Source organism: Neobacillus cucumis, assembly GCF_016908975.1.
Taxonomy (GTDB): domain Bacteria; phylum Bacillota; class Bacilli; order Bacillales; family Cytobacillaceae; genus Neobacillus; species Neobacillus cucumis.
This window is the reverse complement of sequence record NZ_JAFBEX010000025.1, coordinates 17,395-32,191: the sequence shown is the minus strand read 5'-3', so window position 1 is coordinate 32,191 and position 14,797 is coordinate 17,395. Positions and strand designations below refer to the sequence as shown.

The 14,797-nt window shown below is 37.6% G+C and carries 14 protein-coding genes and 2 pseudogenes; 13 read left to right on the top strand and 3 right to left on the bottom strand.

Annotated elements, in window-relative coordinates; genetic code table 11:
- Window positions 1-17 precede the first annotated feature (17 nt).
- From JOC76_RS24435 to JOC76_RS30230, 9 genes and pseudogenes are all read left to right on the top strand, one after another.
- Window positions 18-1,049, top strand: a complete 1,032-nt coding sequence (locus JOC76_RS24435) for a YeiH family protein (RefSeq protein WP_372442004.1) — start codon at window positions 18-20, stop codon at window positions 1,047-1,049.
- A 27-nt stretch (window positions 1,050-1,076) separates the two neighbouring features.
- Window positions 1,077-1,214, top strand: coding sequence for a hypothetical protein (locus JOC76_RS24430; RefSeq protein ID WP_205181386.1), 138 nt, complete (start codon window positions 1,077-1,079; stop codon window positions 1,212-1,214).
- A gap of 265 nt (window positions 1,215-1,479) precedes the next feature.
- Window positions 1,480-1,659 carry a small acid-soluble spore protein H gene (locus JOC76_RS24425; RefSeq protein ID WP_205181385.1) on the top strand — a complete coding sequence of 60 codons (180 nt, stop codon included), beginning with the start codon at window positions 1,480-1,482 and terminating at the stop codon, window positions 1,657-1,659.
- Window positions 1,660-1,915: 256 nt separating this feature from the next.
- The gene (locus JOC76_RS24420; RefSeq protein WP_205181384.1) at window positions 1,916-3,562 is read left to right on the top strand and encodes a spore germination protein; all 1,647 of its coding nucleotides are present in this window, start codon (window positions 1,916-1,918) and stop codon (window positions 3,560-3,562) included.
- On the top strand, window positions 3,552-4,763 hold the full coding sequence (locus JOC76_RS24415) for a Ger(x)C family spore germination protein (RefSeq protein ID WP_205181383.1): 1,212 nt from the start codon (window positions 3,552-3,554) through the stop codon (window positions 4,761-4,763). Before JOC76_RS24420 ends, JOC76_RS24415 begins: the two co-directional genes overlap by 11 nt.
- Window positions 4,764-4,811: 48 nt before the next feature.
- A complete protein-coding gene (locus JOC76_RS24410) occupies window positions 4,812-5,921 on the top strand; it encodes a GerAB/ArcD/ProY family transporter (RefSeq protein ID WP_205181382.1) in 1,110 nt (369 codons plus the stop codon).
- 214 nt (window positions 5,922-6,135) lie between these two features.
- A pseudogene (locus JOC76_RS30950) lies at window positions 6,136-6,390 on the top strand (GerAB/ArcD/ProY family transporter); the annotation flags it as partial.
- Window positions 6,391-6,660: 270 nt separating this feature from the next.
- Window positions 6,661-6,798: a hypothetical protein gene (locus JOC76_RS30235; protein ID WP_239557948.1), complete on the top strand. Its 138-nt coding sequence runs from the start codon at window positions 6,661-6,663 to the stop codon at window positions 6,796-6,798.
- Between the two features lie 30 nt (window positions 6,799-6,828).
- Entirely contained in the window at window positions 6,829-7,110 is a 282-nt protein-coding gene (locus JOC76_RS30230; RefSeq protein WP_239557947.1) for a hypothetical protein, read from the top strand.
- Here JOC76_RS30230 and JOC76_RS24400 read toward each other — a convergent pair.
- Window positions 7,103-7,333 (bottom strand): YczF family membrane protein, encoded by a 231-nt coding sequence (locus tag JOC76_RS24400; RefSeq protein ID WP_205181381.1) that lies wholly within the window; start codon window positions 7,331-7,333, stop codon window positions 7,103-7,105. The two genes, JOC76_RS30230 and JOC76_RS24400, sit on opposite strands and share 8 nt — an antisense overlap.
- Before the next feature lie 381 nt (window positions 7,334-7,714).
- On the opposite strand from JOC76_RS24400, the gene JOC76_RS24395 reads away from it, so the two are divergent.
- Complete coding sequence (locus tag JOC76_RS24395) at window positions 7,715-7,999, top strand: PAS domain S-box protein (protein ID WP_205181380.1); 285 nt, start codon at window positions 7,715-7,717, stop codon at window positions 7,997-7,999.
- Window positions 8,000-8,486: 487 nt separating this feature from the next.
- Here JOC76_RS24395 and JOC76_RS24390 read toward each other — a convergent pair whose 3' ends face one another.
- Both JOC76_RS24390 and JOC76_RS24385 read right to left on the bottom strand, forming a co-directional pair.
- Window positions 8,487-8,690 carry a hypothetical protein gene (locus JOC76_RS24390; RefSeq protein WP_205181379.1) on the bottom strand — a complete coding sequence of 68 codons (204 nt, stop codon included), beginning with the start codon at window positions 8,688-8,690 and terminating at the stop codon, window positions 8,487-8,489.
- Window positions 8,691-8,914: 224 nt separating this feature from the next.
- Window positions 8,915-9,007 (bottom strand): annotated as a pseudogene (locus JOC76_RS24385) (HTH-type transcriptional regulator Hpr); the annotation flags it as partial.
- A gap of 83 nt (window positions 9,008-9,090) precedes the next feature.
- Between JOC76_RS24385 and JOC76_RS24380 the strand changes: the two are divergent.
- The 3 genes from JOC76_RS24380 to gltB all read left to right on the top strand — a co-directional run bounded on the left by JOC76_RS24380 (window position 9,091) and on the right by gltB (window position 14,796).
- Window positions 9,091-9,513 carry a CBS domain-containing protein gene (locus JOC76_RS24380; protein ID WP_205181378.1) on the top strand — a complete coding sequence of 141 codons (423 nt, stop codon included), beginning with the start codon at window positions 9,091-9,093 and terminating at the stop codon, window positions 9,511-9,513.
- Window positions 9,514-9,623: 110 nt separating this feature from the next.
- The gene (locus JOC76_RS24375; RefSeq protein ID WP_205181377.1) at window positions 9,624-9,776 is read left to right on the top strand and encodes a hypothetical protein; all 153 of its coding nucleotides are present in this window, start codon (window positions 9,624-9,626) and stop codon (window positions 9,774-9,776) included.
- A 424-nt stretch (window positions 9,777-10,200) separates the two neighbouring features.
- Window positions 10,201-14,796, top strand: a complete 4,596-nt coding sequence (gltB, locus tag JOC76_RS24370) for a glutamate synthase large subunit (protein ID WP_205181376.1) — start codon at window positions 10,201-10,203, stop codon at window positions 14,794-14,796.
- Window position 14,797 lies beyond the last annotated feature (1 nt).

Below are 14,797 nucleotides of genomic sequence, written 5' to 3'. Positions count from 1 at the left end.
AGATTGGAGTGATAAAATTGGAAAAAACACTCGTAAAAGAAAATCCAAATATGCGATTTTTTATTCTAGGCATAGTTCTGACACTTTTCATTGCTATCCTAGCCAAATATTTAGGACAATTTCCATTTTTAAATAATATGGGTCAACTAGTTATTGCTATATTGCTTGGTATTGGATGGAGGGCTCTATTGGGTGTGCCTGAAAATTTAATCGCTGGAACAAATTTTTCAAGTAAGAAACTCCTTCGTATAGGGATTATTCTACTAGGTATGAGGCTGAATTTAGTTGATATACTCCATGCAGGACCAAAAGTATTTTCCATTGCAGTGATTAATATTGTCTTCACTTTATTCGTGGTTTACGGGTTATCTCGATTGTTTAAAGTGGAAAAAAGACTGGGAATATTAACAGCATGCGGCACTGCCATTTGTGGTGCAGCAGCTGTAGTTGCAATTGCCCCACAAATTAAAGCGAATGATGATGAAACAGCCATCGGAGCAGCAACTGTAGCTATTTTGGGCACGATTTTTACATTAGTATATACCATGCTCTATCCTATATTAGGATTATCTACACATGGATATGGAATCTTTTCAGGTGCTACCTTACATGAGATTGCACACGTAATCGCAGCAGCTGCTCCTGGTGGGAAAGATGCTGTTGACATAGCAGTGATTGTAAAATTAACAAGAGTTGCATTGCTGGTACCAGTTGCTATTATGATTGGATTTTGGACAAATCGAGGTAATCGTTCTCAAAGCGGAAAACAGAATAAAATATGGAAATCTATTCCTATCCCATGGTTTATTTTTGGTTTCTTGGTAATGAGTGCCATCCATTCATTGGAGATATTATCAACAACATTCACAAATAACCTTGTTCTTATCGCCTATTTGTTAATAGCTATGGCTATGGCAGGACTAGGACTTAATGTAGATGTCGAGACATTTAGAAGGCTTGGACTCAAATCATTGGGAGCAGGTTTAATAGGTTCAATATTGTTATCTATTTTAGGATACCTTTTAGTTTATGCCTTTCATTTAGCTTAGAAAATGGATAGTTTGAAACCATCGTCTTTGAAACATGAACTGGCTGAAACGAAGGAAGGACCAATTACTCAAGACCGACAGAAATCGGTCTTGAGTTTGTTTTTAGCTTCAGATCTATCAGCATTTGTTACGGGCAATGTATTAATGTTGATGGCGGACTTGTAATGAAATGATGTATTTAAAGTAAACCAGCTTTTGTTGAAGAATATTTTAGAAGTTCGTTCCAAATGGAAATCGGCTTTTTTTTGTACTGGACCCCAAAAGTTAGAGCTGAATTTTGACTGACTTTTTGGGGTGCAATTTTCTCTAATATTTTGTTTATGGCAATAAAAAGATACTTTTGAAACCCGCTCTAAGTAGATTTTTTACATAATCAATTTGTTAAAAGTAAATATTATATCTGTTCTAAATCAAAAAGGAGGTAGATAAAATGGACGCACAACGAGCACAGGAAATTTCACGTTCACAAGTCATGGCTAATGTAACTTGTAACGGAAGACAGGTCTATATTGAACATGTGGATCAACAAAATAGCACCGCCACGATTCATCCGCTCGACGAACCAAATAATAAACAAAATGTCGATGTTTCAATTCTAATTGAACAATAAGCGCTCATAGAAGAATTACATCAATAAGGACAACGATGCTGGTTGTCCTTATCCCACTTGATTATATAGGCAACTTAATGCTATGTATCCCGGTCATTTCAACCGTGGGAATTTGCTAACGTCCCAATGAATTATCTTATCCAAATATATATTTTTTATCCTACTTGTATCAAAAATTGGAATATAGGGATGCTACATAACGAGGGAACCGTAGATCCATTCTTTTGGTGACACTATAAACTTGGAGTGTTAGAAAATGAACAGTGCATGGCGCCGAATAATAAAAAAGAGAAGAAAAAAAGAACTAACACTGCAGTATGAGGAAACAGAACTAACAGTAAATAAACAAGAACTGAGTCCAGATCTAAAGGAAAATTTAAAAACGATTATAGAGGTTCTAGGTAACAGTAGTGATTTAATGATTCGTGAATTTAAAATAGGAAATCCCCCCATGACAAAAGCTGCCCTACTTGCTATAAATGGCTTATCGGATACAGAGAGCATCGGCAGTTTTATTATAGAAAGGCTAATGAGTGACGGTTACCATACGGAAAACGGTAGTCTTAAGCAGCCACGTGAATTATTTACATATATTAAAGAAAATATTTTAACGATTATGGGTGTAAAGGATGTCACCGATTGGAACACGCTAGTCCATAACCTTTTATCCGGGCAATCTATTCTTCTAATTGAAGGTTTAGTTCAAGCAATTGCCTGCAGTGTGCAAGGCGGAGAATTAAGAACCATTTCAGAACCTACGATAGAACCATCTGTTCGGGGGCCTAAAGAGAGCTTTGTTGAGGCTCTTGTGACCAATACTGCATTGGTTCGCCACCGGATTAAAAGCCCTAATCTACGGGTTGAAACCATACAACTAGGGGAAATTACACGAACAGATGTTTCCATTATATATGTAAAAGGGATTGTGAATGACAAACTTCTTACAGAAGTAAAAGAACGGTTAGGTAAAATAAAAGTGGATGAAATTACTGGTTCCAATACCATCGAAGAGTGGATTAGCGATGACATATGGACACCTTGGCCGACTATATTTATAACAGAGCGTCCGGATGTGGTAACCGGAAATTTATTGGAGGGACGTATTGCTATTTTTGTGGACGGGACACCGATTCCTTTAATTTTACCAGCGACATGGATTCAATTTTTTCAAACAGCCGAAGATTATTATACCAATTGGCATATGACCAGTTTCTTGAGACTTCTAAGAGTTGGTGGATTCTTGATCACCCTTTTGGGCCCGTCCCTTTTTATTGCGTTTCTTTCGTATCATCCAGAATTGATTCCAACGCCTTTATTAGTTAGTCTGTCCGCACAACGGCATGGAATCCCGTTTCCGGTATTTATAGAGGCCCTATTGATGGAATTTACATTTGAAGTGTTACGAGAAGCCGGAGTTCGGATGCCGCGTCCTATTGGACAGGCTGTTTCAATTGTTGGCGCACTTGTATTGGGTCAAGCAGCTGTTGAGGCAGGAATTGTTTCAAGTGCAATGGTGATTGTGGTGGCAGGGACGGCAATCGCCAGTTTTACTATGCCCCATGTTCAGATGACGGATACGACACGTTTACTTCGATTTATTATGATGATGCTGGCAGCTTCTTTCGGGCTGTATGGGATTGGTCTTGGAGTCATTGTGTTAGTTGCACACACTTGCAGCATTCGCTCGTTTGGTATTCCCTATTTGGCTCCTTTTGCTCCCCTTATGTTTGCTGATTGGAAAGATACCATCATTCGTTTCCCAAAACCGTTTTTGTCAAAACGACCTCGATTGTTGAACCAAACGAAGATAATACGAACAGGTACTACTCAGAATCTGGGCCCTTCACAGAAGAAAGGACAAATTAAGGAAAACGAATCGAAGAGGGATTCTAATGAAACATAAACGATTCATTATTTTTTTTATGATTGTATCTACCGTATTCCTGTCAGGATGTTGGGATCGGCAAGAATTACAAGATCTTGACATTGTAAGTGCTATTGGCATTGATAAAGGCGGCAATACTTCGGAAAACAGATATCTTGTTACAGTACAAGTTATTAATGAAGGACAAATAGCTACTGCGGGAGGCCAAGGAGTGAAATCAATGTCGGCGCCTGTTACGACCTATTCGGCTGTAGGAAGCACCGTTGAAGAGGCAATTCGAAAAGTTATGCCAAAGTCACCCCAGGAACTTTTTTTCCCTCATGTCCAATTAATGGTGATAGGTGAGGAGCTAGCACGAAAAAAAGGGATTCATGATTTGTTTGACTTTATTGAACGTGACTCACAATTTCGAACATTGTTTCCGATTCTAGTCGTCAGAGATAATACAGCAAAGACTCTTCTCCAAATCACGACCCCTTTAGAGGACGTTCCTTCTGCCAAAATTGTAGGGGGCTTGGAGTCTACCACAAAAATCCGGGGAGAGTATGCAAGTACCCGTGCCGATCAAGTCATTCAACAATTAGAACGAGGAGAAACGGCAAATTTAACAGGGGTTCAGATTACCGGAGACCCAGAAAAAGGAAACAAGATGACAAACATTCAAGAAATATCTCCAAAGACAGTGATCGAGATAAGAGGACTTGCTATTTTTAAAAAGGGGAAACTCAAAAAATGGTTGGATGAAGATACTGCCCGAGGTGCTATATGGATTAATAATGAATTAAAAAAAACCGTTATAGACCTTAATTGTGAGAAGGTAAAAAAAGGGATTGCAGCGGAAGTTATGCGCGCAAAAACAAAAATTAAAGCAGAAATAAAAAACCAAAAACCTGTTATTCAGATCACAGTTAAATCAGAAGGCCATCTCTCAGAAGTGCATTGTCCAATCGATCTCAGTAAACATACATCCATTGAAAAACTTGAAAACCAGATGGAGAAGGAAATAAAAGAGGAAGTGATGATGGCCGTAAAAGAGGCCAAAAAACAAAAAACCGATATTTTTCGTTTTAGTGAATATATCAACCGTGAAAACCCTAAATTGTGGAAGGAAATCAAGAAAAAATGGAATGATGAAATCTTTCCCGAGACAAAAATCAACGTAAACGTAAAAGCGTTTATTCGACGGTCAGGTTTGCGAACAAAATCATATATAAAATAATGAAAAAATTCGGGCATAACATGGAACGAAGGGAGGTTTTCTAAAAAGATGGAGAAAGCCAAAATTAGCGCCATTCAACTATTTGTCATGATGTTTATGTTCGAACTTGGAAGTGCACTGGTCGTAAGTTATGGAATAACTGCCCATAAAGACGCCTGGCTAGCGATTCTTTTAGGGATGAGTGGTGGAGTTGTCTTATTTTTAATTTACTACACTTTATTTCGTCAATATCCGAACCTACCGTTGACCGGATATGCCAGGAAAATATTTGGTAAATATGTTGGGTGGATAATTGGTCTATTATATGTCGTATTCCTTTTGTACGATGCTGCCCGAGATTTGCGTGATTTTGGGGAATTGCTGCTTTCATCGACATTAACAGAAACCCCGTTATTGGCGATCAACATCTTGTTGGTTCTTGCCATTTGTTATGTACTGTATTTAGGGATTGAAGTATTAGCAAGGACTGCAGAAGTGTTTTTTGTCATTCTGCTCTTTATAGGCTTCACAGGAAATATGTTTGTCTTTTTTTCAGGCAATATTGATTTTAAAAATTTGCAGCCGTTTCTTGAAAATGGATGGAAGCCAATCTTAACGACAGCATTTCCGTTACTTACTTTTTTTCCTTTTGGAGAAATGATTGCCTTCACTATGTTGCTTCCTTATTTAAATCGGCATGAGTCAGCGAAAAAAGTTGGGCTATTTGCTGTCATTTCAAGCGGTCTTAGTTTAGCTTATAACACAAGTTTAAATATCGCCGTTCTTAGTGTCGGAGTAGTGGAGAGATCGACGTTTCCTTTGTTATCAACCATCGGAAAGGTCAATCTTATGGAGTTTTTACAACGACTCGATGCTCTTGTTGTCTTTACTCTTCTAATCCTTATGTTTTTCAAGATCGCCATTCTTTTTTATGGTGCAGTAATCGGAATAGTCGATTTATGCAATTTAAAGAACCATCAACAAATTGTTTTACCAGCAGGAATTATTCTCATCTTTTTATCTATGGCGATTGCTTCAAATTTTGCGGAACATATTGAAGAAGGGCAGAAAACGGCTCAATATTTCTTTTTCCCGCCTATTATGGTGATCATACCGTTTTTAATGTTGCTTGTTTCCATGATTCGTAGTCGTAATGGTTTAAAACATAAAGCTAACTAGAACCCTTTTGTTTACTGTATTTTTTGCTACTCACGACATGTCCAAATTTAATAGATTTTTTACACCATAACCTACTCCCCCCATTTTTAAAAGGAGTAAAAATAGGTAAGCAAAGTAGGAAGATGACTAGATTTAAGATACAAGTGTTTATCCATCGAATAGGAAAAAAGGAAAAAGATAATTTTAAAAAAACAATAAAACCCATGCCAAAAAAGGCGCCTGGCCAGCCATTCTTTTAGGAATGGGCGGGGCAATGCCCATATTTTTCATTTATTACTTTCGTCAATATCCAAATCTACCACTTACCGGATATGCCAGAAAAATATTTGGTAAATACCTGGGATGGGTTATTGGATTGTTATACATCCTATTCTTTATATATATTGCTGCCCGAAATCTACGTGAGTTCGGTGAATTGCTCTTTCATCGACTATGCGAGAAACATCGTTATTGGGAATCAAGATCTTAATGGTACTTGCTATTTGTTATGTCCTTATCTAGGAATTGAAGTCGTAGGGGGAACAGCAGAAATAATGATTGTCATATTACTCTTTTTTTGGAGTAGTAGGAAATTTTTTGATCTTTGTTTCAGGTAATGTCGAGTTTAATAATTTACTGCCATTTCTGGAAATTAGATGGAAACCAATCATAACAACATCCTTTCCACATAATCGTTTTCCCTTTTGTAGAAATGCTTGTTTTTACGATGCTGCTTCCTTACTTAAATTGACCTGAATCAGTGAAAAAAGTGTGGCTATCTGCCTTGATTTCAAGCGGCCTGGCCTTAAGTTGGACCGTTAGTTTAGATATCCGTTCTTGGTATCGAAGAAGTGGAGAGATCGACGTTTCCTTTGTTATCAACCATCGGGAAGGTTAATTATGGAGTTTTTACAACGACTTGATGCTATTGTTGTTTTTACTTTTCTTATTACGATGTTTTTTAAAACATCCATCTATTTTTATTGTTCCTTTAATCGGTATAGTCGATTTGTTCAAGTTAAAAAACCATCAACAAATTGTTTTACCAATTGGGTTATTAATATTTTTTTTATCAATGGTGATGGCTTCCAATTTTTCAGAACAAACGGAAGAAGGTATCATCCCTCATGAAATTGCTATCGCTCTCCATATCATTATTCCCTTGATAATGCTTCTGATTCGCAACCGTTTTAAGGAGAAAGCTAACTAGAACCCTTTTGTTTGTAATTTTTTATAATTATCATGATTTGCTGGCCAATTGTAATAAATAAAAGAAACGCAATCATTACATATTCTCCAGGTTCTATTACCCAAAAAGGGTTGATTAAATGCAATAATGCGTGAGAGAGCTTAAATCCTAAAAGAATGTCCATTAATGAAATGAGTAAAACGGATAATAAAAGAATGAATACAAAAACTCCGAATACTTTCATGGCTTTTCTCCCTTTTTGTCAGGATGTAAAGATAGTATTTGTTACAAGAGATTATTTTAAAAAATTTTGTATGAAGAATTATGGAGTTTCGTTTCTGTTGTATTAGTTTCATTAGAAAATAAAAATAAAAGTCCAATATTTCAGGAATATAGAAATATGCATTATTTATCCGAGAATAATTTCTCTCAAGAGGACGTTTGTGAGGTATTTAATCATCTTACTATGCGATGTGGTTATTAATGGACAAAAATATATTATACATTTTTTCTGGGTATGATGATTCTGCAATGATTGAAGGCTGAACATCTTTTGTGGTTTAATCAGCTAAAGGGCGCGATTGTTGGATAAAGGTTTTTCAAATAAAAAGGAGAAAACATAATATTGCTAGAGAATTTTATTAAAGAAGCAAGGGAAAATAAAAACCTTAAAAGCTCCAAATCCTTTTTTGTTATAGATATTACCGGATTTCTTATTTTTATAAATCCCTCTTGTACAAGCCTGACGGGATATACGGCAGAGGAAGCCAAATCTATAAGTTTCCTTAAATTAGTTTCATTTAATGACATAGAAATAATATATAATCATTATCTAAAAATAGTTGAAGGTAACAATCAAAGTTTTGACTGTGAAATATTAAATAAAAATGGGAAACTCGTAAATATATAAAGAATTTCTAATTTTTATTAATGGTGAATATGTAGGTGTTTATGGAATTCAAACAATCTATCGAGCTTATAGTATAGGACATAACTTTGCTGTTTTAACAAAAGGTTACTACATATTAAATTTATCTCTTGGATCGGTAAAAAACTATATTTCTAATATTTATTCCAAATTAGATGTAAAAATCCTCTCTTCTGCCATTATGTAAGCAATCGAAGAACGGATTATTAAGGCAAAATAGTGAGTAAAAAAGGAGAAAAAATACCAACGATACGGGATTATGATCAAAAATATGGCATAATGGCGACAATCCAGCTGTTTTATAAGTATCACTATAAACAGATAAAGAGAAAAATTTTTTCCGATTCAAGGGTTTATTAGCGTTCCAGAGAGGATTCGAATCCCTTTTCTAGTTACACTTATTCTTTTGAAGTAAAATCAATATCTTTAATCCTTAGATTTGATAACTCATTTACCCGAATTCCAGTTCCTAAAAAAGAGAAATGATACTAATATTTCGCTCTCTATCTCGTTTAAAATACTTAAGTTGAGAAGGGGAAAGGGAGCTCTCATATTCACTTTTAATATAATCCAAAAATTCTAAATCCTTATCTCCAATAAAGATCTTATCTGTTAATTGTTTAGCACCTTCATTAAAAATCTGTTTTACTTTGGTTACTTCAATTTTTTGCATAATATTTTTATGAAAATAGGGTTCATTGTTTGCTACTTCATTTTCTATTGTTAGGTATTTAAACAAAGAGCGTAGGGAGGATTTATGCCTGTTTACTGTCTTAGCATCAATTTGTTTCGTTTCATCATCAGTTTGTGAAACTTTATATTATTGTCTCGAAAAAAACTTAAGTGCGTAAAGCTGAATAAAAAGAACAAACTAAAGCAGAATCATTATAATTGCTGAAATCCTTGGTTTTCCAACTTTTTTGAGAAATTAAAGGCTGTTGAAAAGTGCATGACTCCAAGTTTGGCAATTTCTGAAATGGGAGCGTCTCTTGGAATAAAAATAGTAATATTTTCAGTCTGAATGGAGAAAATACATTAGTCAATGATTTTAACCGAAAAGGGAGGAAGAAAAAATGACAACCGTACAAGATATAATGTCCAAAGATGTAAAGGTATGTACACTGCACGAGCCAGTAACAGCCGCAGCAAAAATTATGCGTGATATTAATTGTGGTTCCGTACCGGTTTGTGAGGATAAAAAAGTGGTGGGAATGATTACTGACCGTGATATTGTCCTTAACTGTGTTGCAGATGAAAAAAACTGTAGCTCAATCCATTGCCATGAGATTATGACATCAGAAGTAATTACCTGTTCTCCGGAAACAGATGCCCATGAATGTGCTCGTATGATGTCCGAGAATCAAATCCGCCGTATCCCTGTGGTTCAAAATGGAGAATTGGTTGGAATGTGTGCTATTGGTGACCTGGCAACCGTTGACATTCATATTAATGAAGCAGGGGATGCGTTAAGTCATATTTCTCAATCACTTCAATAGATAATTTTCAAAATTATTTAAAAGGAATAAACCTATGGAATGGTTTATTCCTTTTTCAACATTGGAGCGCATAGATATTGTTTAAAAAGTTACTGGCGGGAGGGATAAATATGGATAATACGCAAGCTGTGACGAAAAAAGAACAGGAAGACATCAAAAAATTCAGTGAAGTCAATGAATTCAACCATGAAAACAACCCTGTTGCCAAAGCACAAAAACAAATGTCATCACAAGAGACAACTGGAGTATTAGATCAAGAATAAAAGATCTTATCTTTAAAATAATATAAATGCCGACTCAAGAAAACGGATTTATTTTGTAGGCTAATGTGGTGATCGACATTCCACACATGTGGAGTGCTGTTCTCTGCTTGTAAAAATAGATAAATAAAAGGATGGCAAAAATGAGTAAAGAGTCTTTTCTTCTAGGGAGGCTCTTTTTATTATTCTTGTGTGTAACAGTATTGCGGTAGGCTGAAAAAGGTTCTTCTCATTTTTTAAACGAGAATTTTGTTTAGATATTTTCAATAAATCGGTTTTAACAGCGATGAATTTTTTATGAAATTGGATATATAGAAATGGAATGTATACACTATATTTTATGTGAAAAATATTTTACCAAGTAAAAGTTGTACATAGCAGGTCTACTTAATCATAGAATACAAGTTCTTTAAGAAGGGATGTTGTTATGAAAAAGCCTGGGTATCCTGGTCCGCAAGGTTTATATCACCCTGAATATGAACATGAAGCTTGTGGAATTGGAATGGTCGCTAATATTAATGGAAAAAAGTCACACGACATTGTGGATTATGCTATCACGATTTTATGTAATTTAGAACACAGGGGTGGACAATCCGCAGACACGAGTACCGGGGATGGAGCAGGGATTCTGACTCAAATTCCTCATTCTTTTTTTGAGAAACAATGTGATAAAGAAAATATTGAACTCCCTGAAGAGGGTAAATACGGGATTGGTATGATCTTTTTACCACAGGATCCAGAAGTTAGAAAAAAAACCCAAAAACAAATTGAAAACGTTATTAAAGAGGAAGAGCAAGTCTTTCTAGGTTGGAGGACTGTTCCGGTTAATGATTCTTTTGTTGGTGACATGGCCAAAAAATCAAAACCGTTTATCCGTCAAATGTTTATTGCTTCTTCTCTTAATCCACATGATCAAAATGATTTCGAAAGAAAATTATATGTGATCCGTAAACGGTTAGAAAAAGAAGTATGCCCTTCAGATAAGGAACATCAAGAAGGGATGTATGTTTGCAGTTTATCCTCAAGAACCATTGTCTATAAAGGCATGTTAATTCCTGAACAGCTGGATTCCTTTTATGTTGACTTAAATCATCGTGATTTTAAGTCTGCACTGGCCCTTGTTCATTCGCGATTTAGTACAAACACATTTCCTAGCTGGGAAAGAGCTCATCCAAACCGATTTACCATCCATAATGGAGAATTTAATACGATAAAAGGAAATGTCAAATGGATGCAGGCTAGAGAGGCTCTTTGTGAATCTGAGTTATTTCGAGACAAAGATTATCAAAAGTTATTTCCGGTCATCGATACGGAGGGCAGTGATTCTTCCATGTTTGATAATTGTTTTGAATTTCTGCATCTTTCAGGACGTTCACTTGCGCATACAGCGATGATGATGATTCCCGAGCCATGGGTATATGATGAAACAATGGATGAGGCCAAGAAGGCATTCTATCAATTTCATAGCTGTTTAATGGAGCCATGGGATGGTCCTGCTGCTGTTGTATTTACGAATGGAAAACAAATCGGGGCATGTCTTGATCGGAATGGGCTCCGTCCTGCCCGTTATTATGTAACAAAAGACGGTATGATAGTTTTGGGTTCTGAGGTAGGCGCATTGGATATTTTTGTTGAGGATATTGAATATAAAGGCAGACTTCTCCCAGGGAAAATGCTCCTTGTTGATTTGGAAAAGGGCAAAATTATTCCGGATGAAGATATTAAAAGGCAAATCGCCTCAGAGAATCGGTATAAAGATTGGTTAGTAGAACATTTAGTTGATATTGATGATCTGCCTGAAACGCACAGTCATCAACAAGTTATTCATACAGATGAACGACTCAAACAGCAACTTGCATTTGGGTATACAAACGAAGACCTCAATAAAATTTTGAAGCCGATGGTTACAGATAAGCATGATCCCATTGGATCGATGGGGTATGATTCTCCCCTTGCTGTTTTATCAAATAGACCACAGTTGCTCTATAACTATTTCAAACAGCTTTTTGCCCAGGTAACCAATCCGCCGATTGATGCCATTCGGGAGAAGATTATTACTTCGGTTATAACAACAATTGGACCACAGAAAAACATAATTAAACCTGAGCCTGAAAGTTGTCAACAAATTCAGCTTCAGACACCGATTTTGACGAATCGGCAGTTAGAAAAAATTCATTATTCCAGCTTTAAAACAGAAACTCTATCCATTCTGTTTCCTGTTGAAGCCAATCCACCTGATTTTAATAAAATTTTAGATAGCTTATTTTTGAAAGCCGACACTGCCATTAACAATGGTATTTCTTTACTAGTTTTATCTGATCGCGGAGTCGATGCCGAGTATGCCGCGTTGCCAGCTCTGCTCGCAGTCTCGGGATTGCATCATCATCTCATTCGAAAAGGAACACGATCAAAGGTAAGCATCATTGTTGAATCGGCAGAACCAAGAGAGGTCCATCATTTCAGTGCATTACTTGGTTTCGGGGCAGAAGCTATCAATCCTTATTTGGCCTTTGAGTCTCTAAGGGGCTTGATTGAAATCGGTGATATACGCGAAACAGAAGTTGATAAGGCTATTAACACATACATTTTGACAGCAACCGATGGAATCGTTAAGGTATTATCGAAAATGGGGATATCAACCATTCAAAGTTATATTGGGGCACAAATATTTGAGGCAATCGGGATTGATCAAGGCGTGATCGAGAAATATTTTACTGGGACAGCTTCACGAATTGAAGGTATTGGGTTGGGTATCATTGCCGAAGAAGTGATGATGAGGCATAAACGAGCATTTGCACAGGCAAGAGGTGGAGAGAGGACATTGGATTCAGGTGATGATTTTCAGTGGCGCCATGACGGAGAGGATCATCAATACAACCCGCGGACCATTCATCTTTTACAGCAAGCTTGCCGAACGAATAATTATAAACTTTTTAAAGAGTATTCAGCATTATTGACGGATCCTAGCGACAATCTTCAATCCATTCGCGGCTTGTTATCGTTCAAAAAACGAGAATCGATACCAATTGACGAAGTGGAATCTATTGAAGAAATTTGTAAGAGGTTTAAGACGGGAGCGATGTCATACGGTTCCATTAGTCGTGAAGCTCACGAATCACTTGCCATTGCCATGAACAAAATTGGTGCAAAAAGCAACTCTGGAGAAGGTGGAGAGGACCCTGACAGATTTACACCTGATCCAAATGGACAATCAAGGCGCAGTGCGATTAAACAAGTTGCTTCTGGCCGATTCGGAGTATCTAGTTATTATCTTGTAAATGCGGATGAAATCCAGATTAAGGTTGCCCAAGGTGCCAAGCCGGGAGAAGGGGGACATCTTCCCGGAAAAAAAGTATATCCATGGATTGCCGAGGTAAGGGGCTCAACACCTGGCGTAGGATTGATTTCACCGCCTCCACACCATGATATTTATTCCATTGAAGACTTGGCCGAATTAATTCATAACTTAAAAAATGCCAATCCATCCGCCAGAATTAGTGTCAAGCTTGTATCGGAGGCCGGTGTCGGAACCATTGCAGCAGGTGTTGCCAAAGGAAGAGCCGATGTGGTTCTGATTAGTGGATATGACGGCGGAACGGGGGCTGCGCCAAGAACAAGCTTAAAGCATGCAGGATTGCCGTGGGAACTAGGCTTAGCCGAAACACATCAAACATTGCTGTTAAATCGTCTTCGTGATCGAATCGTCGTGGAAACGGATGGGAAATTGATGACGGGCCGGGATGTTGTCATTGCTGCCTTACTTGGGGCAGAGGAATATGGATTTTCAACGGCACCGTTAGTTGTATTAGGTTGTATCATCATGCGGGTATGCCACCTCGATACTTGTCCAGTAGGCGTTGCCACACAAAACCCCGAGTTACGGAAAAAATTTACGGGGGAACCGAAGCATGTAGTCAACTTTATGAGGTTCATCGCCATGGAAGTAAGAGAGTTTATGGCCGAACTCGGATTCCGCACTGTCAATGAAATGATTGGAAGGACCGATGTTTTAGAGACACATCAAGCCATTGACCATTGGAAAGCAAAAGGAGTAAATCTTTCTGCTCTTCTCTATCAGCCTGAAGTTCCGAAAAATACCAGCCGTTATGCCACGGTTGAACAGGTTCATGGACTTGATAAAACAATGGATAAACAAGAGTTAATCCCTTTATGTAAAGAAGCGCTCGAAAACCAGGAACCTATTAAGGCGACTTTGTCGATACGGAACATTAACCGAGTCGCTGGGACCATGTTAGGGAGTGAAATAACAAAACGATATGGTGCCAAGGGGCTGCCTGAGGATACGATTCATCTAACTTTTACAGGCTCTGCCGGACAAAGCTTTGCTGCCTTTATTCCACCCGGATTAACGATGAGACTAGTAGGAGATGCCAATGATTTTATCGGTAAAGGGTTATCAGGGGGGAAAATTATTGTTCGCCCTTCTCGGAGGGCTACCTTTACCTGGGAAAATAATATCATTATCGGAAACGTTGCCTTTTACGGAGCAACGGCAGGAGAAGCTTATATCAGCGGAATTGCCGGAGAGCGCTTTTGTGTGAGGAATAGCGGAGCAAATGTGGTCGTAGAAGGTATGGGTGACCACGGTTGTGAATACATGACAGGTGGAACAGTGATTGTACTGGGGGAAACAGGGAAAAACTTCGCAGCCGGTATGTCAGGTGGGGTTGCGTATGTCTTGGATATGACAAACGATTTTCGAGTCAAATGTAATCAGGCTCAAGTTTATCTCGATCCCATCCAAGATGAGTCGGAACTCCAACTTGTCCACCAAATGATTGAAAAGCATGTTCAATATACGCATAGTCCCCTTGGGGAGAGTGTGTTAACTAGCTGGGCAGACATGAGCAAGAAATTCGTCCGTGTTATTCCGAAAGACTATTTGGAGATGCAAGAGCGAATTAAAGGCCTGCAAGCAGCTGGGTTGAGTGAAAATCAAGCAGCACTTCGGGCATTTGAAGAAAGTCAAAAAGCAGTGGAAGCAATAAAAGAGGGAGGGTGAA

Excerpts from the sequence above, each read along its gene's own strand:
- JOC76_RS24425 (WP_205181385.1), top strand. The coding sequence starts at position 1,480 with ATGGACGCACAACGAGCACAGGAAATTTCACGTTCACAAGTCATGGCT.
- JOC76_RS24420 (WP_205181384.1), top strand. The coding sequence starts at position 1,916 with ATGAACAGTGCATGGCGCCGAATAATAAAAAAGAGAAGAAAAAAAGAA.
- JOC76_RS24415 (WP_205181383.1), top strand. The coding sequence starts at position 3,552 with ATGAAACATAAACGATTCATTATTTTTTTTATGATTGTATCTACCGTA.
- JOC76_RS24410 (WP_205181382.1), top strand. The coding sequence starts at position 4,812 with ATGGAGAAAGCCAAAATTAGCGCCATTCAACTATTTGTCATGATGTTT.
- JOC76_RS24400 (WP_205181381.1), bottom strand. The coding sequence starts at position 7,333 with ATGAAAGTATTCGGAGTTTTTGTATTCATTCTTTTATTATCCGTTTTA.
- JOC76_RS24390 (WP_205181379.1), bottom strand. The coding sequence starts at position 8,690 with ATGCAAAAAATTGAAGTAACCAAAGTAAAACAGATTTTTAATGAAGGT.
- JOC76_RS24380 (WP_205181378.1), top strand. The coding sequence starts at position 9,091 with ATGACAACCGTACAAGATATAATGTCCAAAGATGTAAAGGTATGTACA.
- JOC76_RS24375 (WP_205181377.1), top strand. The coding sequence starts at position 9,624 with ATGGATAATACGCAAGCTGTGACGAAAAAAGAACAGGAAGACATCAAA.
- gltB (WP_205181376.1), top strand. The coding sequence starts at position 10,201 with ATGAAAAAGCCTGGGTATCCTGGTCCGCAAGGTTTATATCACCCTGAA.